Genomic DNA, 11596 nt, shown 5'->3' with positions numbered 1-11596 from the left:
CCTCCGGCAACGGAGCTAAACACTGCGCCGGACAGTCCCCTCGCCCCTTCGGGGAGAGGGTTAGGGTGAGGGGAACAAGCCGCACCATGTATCAACAAGGCAACCGAATTTACAGGAACACAGAACATGCAAAACATTACCCAGTCCTGGTTTGTCCAGGGAATGATCAAAGCCACCACCGACGCCTGGCTGAAAGGCTGGGACGAGCGCAACGGCGGTAACCTCACGCTGCGCCTGGATGACGCTGATATCGCGCCATATCACGACAATTTTCACCCACAACCGCGATATATTCCGCTCAGTCAGCCAATGCCTTTACTGGCAAATACACCGTTTATCGTCACCGGCTCCGGCAAATTCTTTCGTAACGTCCAGCTCGATCCAGCCGCCAATTTAGGCGTCGTAAAAATCGACAGCGACGGCGCGGGCTACCATATTCTCTGGGGGCTAACCAACGAAGCCGTCCCAACCTCTGAACTTCCGGCGCACTTCCTCTCCCATTGCGAACGCATTAAAGCCACCAACGGTAAAGATCGGGTGATCATGCACTGCCATGCCACCAACCTGATTGCCCTCACCTATGTACTGGAAAACGACACGGCGGTCTTCACTCGCCAACTGTGGGAAGGCAGCACCGAGTGCCTGGTGGTATTCCCGGATGGCGTTGGCATTTTGCCGTGGATGGTGCCCGGCACGGACGAAATTGGCCAGGCCACCGCGCAGAAAATGCAAAAACACTCACTGGTTCTCTGGCCTTTCCATGGCGTCTTCGGCAGCGGTCCGACGCTGGACGAAGCGTTTGGCCTGATCGATACCGCAGAAAAATCGGCGGAAGTGTTGGTGAAAGTGTATTCGATGGGCGGTATGAAACAGACTATCAGCCGTGAAGAGTTGATAGCCCTCGGCAAGCGTTTCGGCGTCACCCCGCTGGCAAGCGCACTGGCGCTTTAACACCCCGTTTCGCATCTGGCGGCGCGGGTTATGCCGCCGGACAGAAGGATTTGATCTTAAGGAGAATAATCATGAGTTTTATGTTGGCATTACCGAAAATCAGCCTGCATGGCGCTGGGGCAATTGGCGATATGGTAAACCTGGTTGCGAATAAGCAATGGGGAAAAGCACTGATCGTTACCGATGGGCAACTGGTTAAATTGGGATTGCTGGACAGTCTGTTCACCGCGCTGGATCAACACCAAATGTCTTACCACCTATTCGATGAGGTCTTTCCAAACCCCACCGAAGAACTGGTGCAAAAAGGCTACGCTGCATTTCAGGACGCCGCATGTGACTACATTATTGCTTTCGGTGGCGGTAGCCCGATTGATACCGCAAAAGCCGTAAAAATCCTTACCGCTAATCCCGCACCTTCTACGGCGTACTCTGGTGTTGGTAAAGTGACAAACCCCGGCGTACCGCTGGTGGCGATCAATACGACTGCCGGAACCGCCGCTGAGATGACCAGCAATGCGGTGATCATCGACACTGCGCGGCAAGTGAAAGAAGTCATCATCGATCCGAATATTATTCCAGATATTGCGGTGGATGATGCCAGTGTAATGCTGGAGATCCCTGCCTCCGTTACCGCTGCCACCGGTATGGATGCACTGACTCACGCAGTTGAAGCCTATGTTTCTGTTGGTGCACATCCATTAACCGACGCCAACGCGCTGGAAGCTATCCGCCTGATTTCTCTGTGGCTGCCGAAAGCGGTAGAAGATGGTCATAATCTGGAAGCCCGTGAACAAATGGCATTCGGGCAATATCTGGCGGGAATGGCTTTTAACAGCGCGGGACTGGGGCTGGTTCACGCACTGGCGCATCAGCCCGGAGCTACCCACAACCTGCCACACGGGGTGTGTAATGCCATCTTGTTGCCAGTAATCGAAAACTTTAACCGCCCGAATGCCATCGCACGCTTTGCCCGTATCGCCCAGGCGATGGGTGTCGATACGCGCGGGATGAGTGATGAAGCGGCAAGTCTGGAAGCAATTAATGCCATTCGAGTCTTGAGCCATCGCGTGGGCATACCTGCGGGATTTAGTCAGCTTGGCATCAGCAAAGAGGATATCGAAGGCTGGTTAGATAAAGCCCTGGCCGACCCATGCGCACCATGTAATCCGCGTACCGCCAGCCGCGACGACGTGCGTGAGCTTTATCTGGAGGCGTTATGATCCGCAAAGCGTTTGTTATGCAAGTCAACCCGGACGCTCACGAAGAGTATCAGCGTCGGCATAACCCGATCTGGCCGGAACTGGAAGCGGTGTTGAAGTCACACGGCGCGCACCATTACGCCATCTACCTCGACGAAGCACGTAATTTACTTTTTGCCACGGTAGAAATTGAATCTGAAGAACGCTGGAATGCGGTTGCCAATACGGATGTTTGCCAACGATGGTGGAAACATATGACCGAGGTGATGCCCGCTAATCCGGATAACAGCCCGGTCAGCAGCGAGCTGCAAGAAGTCTTTTATCTGCCTTAATGAGTTGCGGTGCCGGAAAATATCCAGCACCGCGCCTTCATCAGAAGAAGTATTTAAAGCGAACGCGTGCGCCGTAACGGTCATCAGTCTCGTCGCCGTGTTTCTTATCGCCGTCGCTATCCAGAATGGAGTAATAAGTACCAAGGTAAATATTAAAGTTCTCCATATCCATCACGTTGGCGAACTGATAAGACGCATGAATGGTGTGAATGGTGTACGTCCCTTCATCATCAATCCAGCAGTCGTTATCACAAACTACGCCACTAAATTCATCAATCTTATTGTGCGCGTAGATATAACCCAGCTCGAAACGTTTCCACAGCGCGTTGATCCCGGCAGTGAAATCTTTCTCATTATTGGCATCTAAATAGGCGGTATTAAGATTAACCACGATACCATTTTCCGGATCGGTTTTCAGGCCGTTCCAGGTCATGCTCATGCCATAGCCGGTACGATCGGACTGGTCGACAAAATTACCCTTACTATCGGTATAACCGTAAGCATTATTCACCACGTTCGCTTCCATCGCTGCGGAAACGGTTAATTCATCCGTCGGCGACCAGGCAATTACCGGGCGCAGGTAAGCGACATTTTTCTGCTGCTCCATATCGCGGCCATGATAATTGCCATCGTTATATAAAGATGTTCCGTCTTCCAGTAACGTGTTTAATTCAAAATACCAGTTATCGAGTTGTTTGCTGACAAGGAAATTACCGCCAGCGTTAGAACGCCCGCGCCCCTCTTTCATCATATAGATATAACCGCTGCCATCGTCATAAAGATCGTTCGCAGTATTACCTGAATGCTCAACAAAGGTATCCTGATTTAGCGGGAACATATCGTAGGCTTCAAAGCGCCCTACTTTGACTCTCCAGTCATTTTCTTTGCCAAAGAAGAATACGGCGTCATCGATATTCACTGAACCGTGCATATCCCCCAGCGGCTGTGCGGAGAATCCGGCAAAATAACCGTTATCCAGCTTTCGCATACCGTCAAAGCCTAACAGAATACGGCCATTGAGATTCCACTGTTCATTGGTAGGATCGCTATTCATATCGGCGTTGGTCATTGCCAGCAGGCCATGATTGCTTTCCGCGTCCATATTAAATTCTACGTCGCCGTAGATTTTCAAATCGCCATAACCTGAAAGCAAAAGATTAGGAGATGACGCGTTTTTCTTTGCAGATTCCGCAGCAGCCTGACCATTTACTGGCGTATTACCCTGCGCGGCTTTAATTTCGCGAATTTCGGCTGCCTGTTGTATCTGAAGCTGTTTTACCTGGCTTTCAGCTTTTGTTGCCCGCATTTCCGCCGCTTCCAGCCGCTCCTCCAGCAATGCCATGCGTTGTTCCAGCGTTAAATGCTGTGTTTTTGCCATACCGGTACTACATGCCAATAATAAACCGATGGCTAAAGATAACGTCGATTTTTTCATTATTTACGTTCCCTGAAATAAAGGATGCCCTACGCTTTCCAAAAGGCGTGCGTATATCGAAAAATATAAAAAATTGTTTTAATAGGATGTGCACTTTCGATTTTAATGCAACATCAGCAAGCCAGCGAATAGTATCCCGCCACAAAAGACGAGTAAATCTACTGATTTCCTGGAACGTGAGGAATATAACAATAGTGTCATTTTTAACTAAATATCATAAAAAATATTAGATATGATTTCTGCTAATTCATAAACAATAAAAATAAATAGCTTTGTACAGAAACACTTTAGATATTTAAACATTCATCAAATCATTAAAAAATGGTTTTTTATTTGCGACATTTATTTTACCCACCAATATGTGTCCTGCTCCGCAAAATGTGCCTTTCTCTCTTCCTTACATTGTCACAGCTTCACGGTATATCGCCGCTTATCACTCTCATTACAATCAACGAAAATAAGTTTAAAGGGGGCTAATATGAATATTCGTAAGAAGAATCACGGTGTGCAGTAATTTGTAGAAAAGATGCTCTTAATTTAGTTCAGTGAATGCTCAACCCCAGGAGACGTAAACATTTGAACCGATAAGACACGCAAGCGTCGCATCAGGCAATGAATACCCAATGCGACCAGCTTCTTATATCAGAACAGCCCCAACGGTTTATCCGAGTAGCTTACCAGTAGACACTTGGTTTGCTGATAATGCTCCAGCATCATCTTATGGGTTTCGCGACCGATACCCGACTGCTTGTAACCACCAAACGCCGCATGTGCCGGGTAAGCGTGATAACAGTTAGTCCACACGCGCCCTGCCTGAATGCCACGCCCCATCTTATAGGCCAGATTACCGTTACGACTCCAGACACCAGCGCCCAGGCCATATTGCGTGTCATTCGCCAGCTCCAGCGCCTCTTCCATCGTTTTGAAGGTGGTCACCGCCAGCACCGGGCCAAATATCTCTTCCTGGAACACACGCATATTGTTCTGACCAAACAGAATCGTCGGTTCGAGGTAGTAGCCGTCTTTCAGTTCGCCTTCCAGCAGCTTGCGCCGGCCGCCGGTAAGCACATCTGCGCCCTCTTTTTTGCCGATATCAATGTAATTGAGGATGGTTTCCAGTTGCCCGTGAGATACCTGCGCGCCCATTTGCGTCACGCTGTCGAGCGGGTTACCGCTACGAATGCTTTCAACACGACGGATGGCGCGTTCCATAAAGCGTTCGTAGATAGACTCCTGCACTAAAGCACGGCTTGGACAGGTGCAAACTTCGCCCTGGTTGAAGGCGAACAGTGCAAACCCCTCCAGCGCCTTATCGAAGAAAGCATCTTCTTCATCCATCACATCGGCAAAGAAGATATTTGGCGACTTACCGCCCAACTCCAGCGTCACCGGAATAATGTTCTGCGTGGCGTACTGCATAATCTGCTGACCGACTTCCGTTGAGCCGGTAAACGCCACTTTGGCGATACGTTTTGAGGTCGCCAGATATTCACCGATTTCGCCGCCCGCACCGTTGACCACGTTCACCACGCCTGGCGGCAGTAAATCACCGACGATCTCCATCAAAAGCAACACTGAAAGCGGGGTAAGTCGTGCGGGTTTTAGCACCACGCAGTTGCCCGCCGCCAGCGCGGGAGCCATTTTCCAGCTCGCCATCAGCAACGGGAAGTTCCACGGGATAATCTGCCCCACCACGCCCAACGGTTCGTGGAAGTGATAAGCCACAGTTTCGCTATCGACTTCACTGATCCCACCTTCCTGCGCCCGAATACACGAGGCGAAATAGCGGAAATGGTCAATCGCCAGCGGCACATCGGCAGCACTGGTTTCGCGGATGGGCTTGCCGTTATCCCAGGTTTCTGCCGTCGCTAACAGTTCGAGGTTTTGTTCCATTCGATCCGCAATCTTAAACAGAATCGCCGCGCGATCCTGCACCGAGGTATGCGCCCATTTGTCTTTCACTTTATGCGCGGCATCCAGCGCCAGATCGATGTCGCGTTTGCCCGAAGACGCCACTTCGCACAGTAGCTGCCCGGTCACCGGCGTCAGGTTCTGGTAATACTCGCCGTCGGCGGGTGCTACCCATTCGCCGCCGATAAAGTTGTCATAGCGAGCTTTTAACTTGAGGGGGAAACCATACTCGCCGGGCTTAATCTGTGCTGAAGGGGGATTGTTGGTCATGGTAGTCTCCTTGCGGTGTGAGGTATAACAAGGGTAGACGTGACTGGCGAAATCTTCGCCAGCGGGTGATAGCTTTACGACAGCAATCACGAATTTACGGGCAAGGATTACAGAGATAGTTAAAAAAGCGGCTGACAATTTGCCAGCCGTTGTGGGAATGATGATTACATCGCAGCGCGATAAATCGCCACAATTTCTTCGTGAGTTGCCTGAATCGGGTTAGTAAATCCGCAGGCATCTTTCAGAGCATTGGTCGCCAGTACCGCGAAATCTTCTTCTTTCACGTTCAGATCGCGCAGACCTGCCGGAATATCGACTTTCTTCGCCAGTTCGCGGATAGCGTTAATGCAGGCTTCTGCACCTTCCGCGTCGTTTTTACCTGTCACGTTCACACCCATTGCAGCAGCGCAGTCACGCAGACGTGCGGCGGCTACTTTGCTGTTGAATACCTGAACATGCGGCAGCAGAACGGCGTTACATACACCGTGCGGCAGATTGTAGAAACCGCCTAACTGGTGCGCCATCGCATGAACATAACCCAAAGACGCATTGTTGAACGCCATACCGGCGAGGAACTGGGCATAAGCCATCGCTTCACGCGCTTTCGCATTGCTGCCATCTTCTACGGCTAACGGCAGGTTTTCGGCAATCATGGTCACGGCTTTCAGTGCGCAAGCGTCGGTGATCGGCGTGGCGGCAATAGACACATACGCTTCGATAGCGTGTGTTAAGGCATCCATACCCGTTGCGGCGGTCAGTGACTTCGGCATACCGATCATCAGAGAGGAGTCATTGACAGAAAGCAGCGGAGTCACGTGTTTATCCACAATCGCCATTTTGATGTGACGTGCTTCGTCAGTAATAATGCAGAAACGGGTCATTTCAGACGCAGTACCCGCCGTGGTGTTGATGGCGATCATCGGCAACTGCGGTTTTGCAGAGCGGTCAACGCCTTCGTAATCGCGAATATCACCGCCGTTGGCTGCCACCAGCGCAATGCCTTTCGCACAATCGTGCGGAGAACCACCACCTAAGGAAATCACGCTATCGCAATTATTTTCTTTCAGCAGTTTGAGGCCTGCGGAGACGTTTTCCGTAGTTGGGTTAGGCTGGGTGCCATCATAAATAACGCTAAAAATATTGCGTTCTTCCAGTGCTTTTTGCACATCGCCCGCCATACCTAATTTCGTTAAAATATTGTCAGTAACAATTAATGTACGGGTAAACCCATAGTCTGCCATCATATTCATTGCATCATTCAATGAATCAGCGCCGATGACATTCACTGAAGGAATAAAAAAGGTTGAAGCTGCCATAAAACACTCCTGGAAGAGTAAAAAGGGCTGGCAGATTACAAAGTATTTTCATTCGGAAATATGATCGACATTACCGTTTATCAAAATATTTTTAATAAAAAGCACGTTACATTCATCAAATAACGTGCTTCCTTAATATTAATAAGAATTTTGTATTAATTCATATTTATTATGAATTAATCATTTCCTTATTTTTCGGGAAATAATAATGCATCGCGCAATAAATGATCATTTCCACGACGCCGCGTAAAGCCAATGCGGTCAAAATATTCCAGAATCTGAATTGCCAGCTTTCGGCCTACACCTAAGCGATCGCGGAAATCCGCCGCGCAGGTTGAGCCACATTCCTGATCGAGATCGCGGATCATATTGGCAAATTCAACAATCCGATCATTACGGTAATAACGATCTTTGACGATCGCCGTAATTATCCCCTGCTGCGCCGCCTGCCGTAGTGTCAGCCGCATTGCCTGCTCGTCGGTTCCCGTCTCTTTTGCCAGATCACGTACCCACCACGGCTCGTTACCAAACAGCGGCTCTGCTTTTTGCCAGATGGCCTGCTGCTCTTCGCTGAAGCCCGCTTTGTGATCCGGCAGATGCAGCCAGCCGTGGTGGCTGTGGATATCGCCGCTTTCGCGCATCTTTTCAATCAACAACAGTACCAGAGCTTCATCTTCCATCGGCAACGCCATACGCCGCAGGCGCTCGCGCCCCGGACCTGGTTCGTCGCGATGCTGCTCATGATAAGCCGCTAATGTGTCGAGGATTTTCCGCTGCCAGCGGGCGGCAACCGGCGCATTCAACAAGCTATAACCAGCCTGAATATAGCCAGGCTGTTGCAGCACTTCGCGCATCCCTTCGCCGTTGAGCTGTCTCGCCCAGGCGAAATCGGCAAGATTCACCGCTCCGCGTTCCAGATAAACCGTCAGTGCGTCGGCATCGCTTTGTGTGCGTGCAAGAGACGCCAGCCATTGCAGATATTCCGGCTTACGCTTACCGCGACGTGGCGGGTTGAGCATCACCACGCGCGCCCCCGCCAGCGTGTTGCGAGCCGAGATATCGCGCAGCACTATGCGATCGTTATCCGCCAGCCACAAAGGCGTGTCGAACACCAGCTCGGCAAGGTTATCTTCCAGCAGCGAAACGCGCCCCGTAACGTGGCTGGCGGCGTGGTGAATATGCAGCGGCTGCCACTGGGACAACGGTACATGAGTTTGTAGCTCGACAATCACCCGCGTGAACGGCTCCGGCGGCGCATCGGCAAGCAGCCAGTCGCCACGGTTAATCTGTTCTTTCTCCGCATCACCGGCGATGTTAAGCGCAATACGTTGCCCGGCATGGGCGGTTTCTGTTGGTTGATTTTGCGCATGGAGAGCACGCACGCGCATCGGCTTATTTACACCGGTCAGCCATAGTGAATCACCCACCTTCACTTCCCCGCTTAACGCCGTACCGGTGACCACCAGCCCGGCACCTTTTACGGTAAAAGCGCGGTCGATAGCGAGGCGGAAACTATGTTGGCTGGCGTGTTCACGTTCAGGCAACTGAAGCAGATGTTCGCGCAGGGCATCAATTCCCCGACCTTCGGTTGCTGCGGTGACAAACAGTTTTGCCTCAGCAAAACCATATTCCCGCAGCACCTGCTTTACCTGACGTTCAACCTCATCAACACGCGCTTCGTCCACGCGATCGGCTTTAGTCAGCGCCACTGTCAGCATCGGGTTACCGGTAAGCTGCAAAATCGCCAGATGCTCACGGGTCTGCGCCATCACACCGTCATCGCAAGCCACCACCAGCAGCGCGTGATCGATACCACCCACGCCCGCCAGCATATTGGAAAGAAACTTTTCATGACCGGGAACGTCGATAAAACCAGGCACGCGCCCATCTGGCTGCGGCCAGTAGGCATAGCCGAGATCGATAGTCATTCCGCGCTTTTTTTCTTCCGGCAGACGGTCGGCATTTACGCCAGTAATCGCCTGCAATAAAGTTGTTTTGCCGTGGTCAACGTGTCCGGCAGTCGCAATAATCATTTCAACAACATCTCCATAAACCGTTGCTCATCTTCAAGGCAGCGTAAATCCAGCCACAATCGTCCGTCATAAATACGACCAATCACCGGCACCGGCAATTCACGCCAGCGGGCGGCTAATGCCTCAAGGTGGCTGCCACGTCCGTCATGGGGTGTAAACGTTAATGCCGCGCTAGACAGGCGATCAACCGGCAGCGAACCACTGCCAATCTGCGAAAGACACGGCATAACCTGTACCGCAAACTCCGCGCCGTAATGTGCGGCAAGGGGAGCCTGTAAACGTTGCGCCTGGATTTGAATGACCTCTGCACTGCGAGTAAGCAGACGCAGGGTCGGTAATTTTTCGCTCAGTGCTTCGGGGTGCAAATAAAGACGCAGCGTCGCTTCCAGCGCCGCGAGGGTCATTTTATCCGCGCGTAATGCACGTTTCAGCGGATGGCTTTGCAGGCGGGAAATCATCTCTTTCTTACCAACGATGATCCCTGCCTGCGGCCCGCCTAACAACTTGTCGCCGGAGAAGCTCACCAGGCTGACGCCCGCTGCAATCAACTCCTGCGGCATCGGCTCTTTCGGCAAACCGTACTGGCTAAGATCGACCAGCGAACCACTGCCTAAATCAGTCACTACGGGAACATCCAGCTCTTTGCCGAGCGCCACCAGTTCCGCTTCATCTATCGCTTTGGTGAACCCCTGAATGCTGTAGTTACTGGTATGTACTTTCATCAACAGTGCGGTATTTTCATTCACCGCCTGACGATAATCACTGGCGTGCGTGCGGTTGGTCGTCCCCACTTCGTGCAGGGTACAGCCAGCCTGACGCATGACGTCAGGGATACGAAACGCGCCGCCGATCTCCACCAGTTCGCCACGAGACACCACCACCTCTTTACCGCTGGCAGTGGCCGCCAACATCAACAATACCGCCGCCGCATTGTTATTGACGATACAGGCATCTTCCGCCCCCGTAATGCGGCACAGCAGTTGCGCCAGCGCGCGATCGCGATGCCCGCGTCCGGCGTCGTCCAGATCGTACTCCAGCGTCACCGGCGAACGCATAGCCTGCGCAACGGCTTCCACCGCTGCTTCCGCCTGTAAAGCTCGCCCAAGATTGGTATGCAGTACGGTTCCCGTCAGGTTGATCACCGGACGCAGCGCGCTCTGCGCTTCTTTCGTCAACCGGGCATCGACTTCTTGCGCCCAGTTCTCACACCACGCGGGCAGCGTCTGGCTGTCACGAATCACTTCTCGCGCTTCGTCAAGCATCTGACGCAGCAATTCCACCACGCGGGTGTGACCATAAGTATCACGCAAAGAAAGGAAGGAGCTATCGCGCAATAAGCGATCAATAGCCGGAAGTTGACTATAGAGGGAACGCGTTTCGGTTGTCATAGGAAACCTGGCTGATCAAGGCCCTCTCACACGGAGAAGGGCGTTTAACATAACCACGGATTGTAACGTGAGATGGGTCAGGAGGACATATCGCGCATCAAGCCTTTGGTGGTTCGGTGCGGGCAAAACTTTCGCGGCTAAACAAGTTTTCGACCAGTTTGACTAAGTGTGGGCGGTCAACACACCAGCCCGGCGCAACGCGGCGGAAATTGAGATATCCGACGGCACAGGCAATAGCGATCGTCGCCAGATTGACCGTATCGGTTTTGAGCGTGCCATCGACCAGATATCCTTCCAGCACATCCAGGCTACGGTTGATTTTCTCCCGCTGGCGTAACAATTCATCTTCAGACTGCTGCGCCGCCGGACGCGCCTGTTCGCGCACCGACACCAGCCCGGCATCCATAATGCCATCTGCCAGCGCCTCAATTTTGCGCACTCGCAACGACTCCAGCGGATCGCGCGGCAACATCGCCGGAGCGACATTCATTAATTCAATATATTCGGCAATGATCGGCGAATCAAACCAACATTCGCCCTCTTCGGTCACCAGCACCGGCACTTTCCCTAACGGGTTAAATTGCGCCACGCCGTTGTCCGCGTTATAGGGCAGTTCATTAATAAATTCGAAAGTTATGCCCTTTTCTAACAACAGAATAGAAAGTTTGCGTACAAACGGGCTGGTGTAGCTACCGATAAGTTTCATGCCATGTCCTTTGTATTAACAAAATATGAGTATGACCCAGGGTTAAAAAAAAGGC

General features: G+C 51.9%; 9 protein-coding genes. 3 read left to right on the top strand and 6 right to left on the bottom strand.

What is annotated here, in order from left to right:
• The first annotated feature begins 126 nt into the window (after positions 1 to 126).
• The 3 genes from rhaD to rhaM all read left to right on the top strand — a co-directional run bounded on the left by rhaD (position 127) and on the right by rhaM (position 2482).
• The gene (rhaD, locus tag A7Z06_RS12100; protein ID WP_001179736.1) at positions 127 to 951 is read left to right on the top strand and encodes a rhamnulose-1-phosphate aldolase; all 825 of its coding nucleotides are present in this window, start codon (positions 127 to 129) and stop codon (positions 949 to 951) included.
• Between the two features lie 71 nt (positions 952 to 1022).
• The gene (gene fucO / locus A7Z06_RS12095) at positions 1023 to 2171 is read left to right on the top strand and encodes a lactaldehyde reductase (protein ID WP_085461452.1); all 1149 of its coding nucleotides are present in this window, start codon (positions 1023 to 1025) and stop codon (positions 2169 to 2171) included.
• The gene (gene rhaM, locus A7Z06_RS12090) at positions 2168 to 2482 is read left to right on the top strand and encodes an L-rhamnose mutarotase (RefSeq protein WP_000619489.1); all 315 of its coding nucleotides are present in this window, start codon (positions 2168 to 2170) and stop codon (positions 2480 to 2482) included. The genes fucO and rhaM overlap by 4 nt, the downstream gene beginning before the upstream one ends.
• Before the next feature lie 40 nt (positions 2483 to 2522).
• Here rhaM and A7Z06_RS12085 read toward each other — a convergent pair whose 3' ends face one another.
• The 6 genes from A7Z06_RS12085 to A7Z06_RS12060 form a co-directional block, all read right to left on the bottom strand.
• Positions 2523 to 3917, bottom strand: a complete 1395-nt coding sequence (locus A7Z06_RS12085) for a carbohydrate porin (protein ID WP_000749947.1) — start codon at positions 3915 to 3917, stop codon at positions 2523 to 2525.
• A 642-nt stretch (positions 3918 to 4559) separates the two neighbouring features.
• Positions 4560 to 6098 carry an aldehyde dehydrogenase AldB gene (gene aldB, locus A7Z06_RS12080; RefSeq protein ID WP_000183978.1) on the bottom strand — a complete coding sequence of 513 codons (1539 nt, stop codon included), beginning with the start codon at positions 6096 to 6098 and terminating at the stop codon, positions 4560 to 4562.
• A 164-nt stretch (positions 6099 to 6262) separates the two neighbouring features.
• A complete protein-coding gene (yiaY, locus tag A7Z06_RS12075) occupies positions 6263 to 7414 on the bottom strand; it encodes an L-threonine dehydrogenase (protein ID WP_000741496.1) in 1152 nt (383 codons plus the stop codon).
• A 188-nt stretch (positions 7415 to 7602) separates the two neighbouring features.
• Entirely contained in the window at positions 7603 to 9447 is a 1845-nt protein-coding gene (gene selB / locus A7Z06_RS12070; protein ID WP_105279438.1) for a selenocysteine-specific translation elongation factor, read from the bottom strand.
• Positions 9444 to 10835, bottom strand: coding sequence for an L-seryl-tRNA(Sec) selenium transferase (gene selA, locus A7Z06_RS12065; protein ID WP_000206251.1), 1392 nt, complete (start codon positions 10833 to 10835; stop codon positions 9444 to 9446). The genes selB and selA overlap by 4 nt, the downstream gene beginning before the upstream one ends.
• A 97-nt stretch (positions 10836 to 10932) precedes the next feature.
• Positions 10933 to 11541 carry a glutathione S-transferase gene (locus A7Z06_RS12060; protein ID WP_000766696.1) on the bottom strand — a complete coding sequence of 203 codons (609 nt, stop codon included), beginning with the start codon at positions 11539 to 11541 and terminating at the stop codon, positions 10933 to 10935.
• Positions 11542 to 11596: the final 55 nt, after the last annotated feature.

It is taken from the genome of Escherichia sp. MOD1-EC6819 (assembly GCF_002965765.1).
Classification (GTDB): Bacteria; Pseudomonadota; Gammaproteobacteria; order Enterobacterales; family Enterobacteriaceae; genus Escherichia; species Escherichia ruysiae.
This window is presented reverse-complemented; position numbering and strand designations above follow the sequence as displayed.

Bases quoted from the DNA above. Each gene is read 5' to 3' on its own strand.
- rhaD (WP_001179736.1), top strand. From the start codon at position 127: ATGCAAAACATTACCCAGTCCTGGTTTGTCCAGGGAATGATCAAAGCC.
- fucO (WP_085461452.1), top strand. From the start codon at position 1,023: ATGAGTTTTATGTTGGCATTACCGAAAATCAGCCTGCATGGCGCTGGG.
- rhaM (WP_000619489.1), top strand. From the start codon at position 2,168: ATGATCCGCAAAGCGTTTGTTATGCAAGTCAACCCGGACGCTCACGAA.
- A7Z06_RS12085 (WP_000749947.1), bottom strand. From the start codon at position 3,917: ATGAAAAAATCGACGTTATCTTTAGCCATCGGTTTATTATTGGCATGT.
- aldB (WP_000183978.1), bottom strand. From the start codon at position 6,098: ATGACCAACAATCCCCCTTCAGCACAGATTAAGCCCGGCGAGTATGGT.
- yiaY (WP_000741496.1), bottom strand. From the start codon at position 7,414: ATGGCAGCTTCAACCTTTTTTATTCCTTCAGTGAATGTCATCGGCGCT.
- selB (WP_105279438.1), bottom strand. From the start codon at position 9,447: ATGATTATTGCGACTGCCGGACACGTTGACCACGGCAAAACAACTTTA.
- selA (WP_000206251.1), bottom strand. From the start codon at position 10,835: ATGACAACCGAAACGCGTTCCCTCTATAGTCAACTTCCGGCTATTGAT.
- A7Z06_RS12060 (WP_000766696.1), bottom strand. From the start codon at position 11,541: ATGAAACTTATCGGTAGCTACACCAGCCCGTTTGTACGCAAACTTTCT.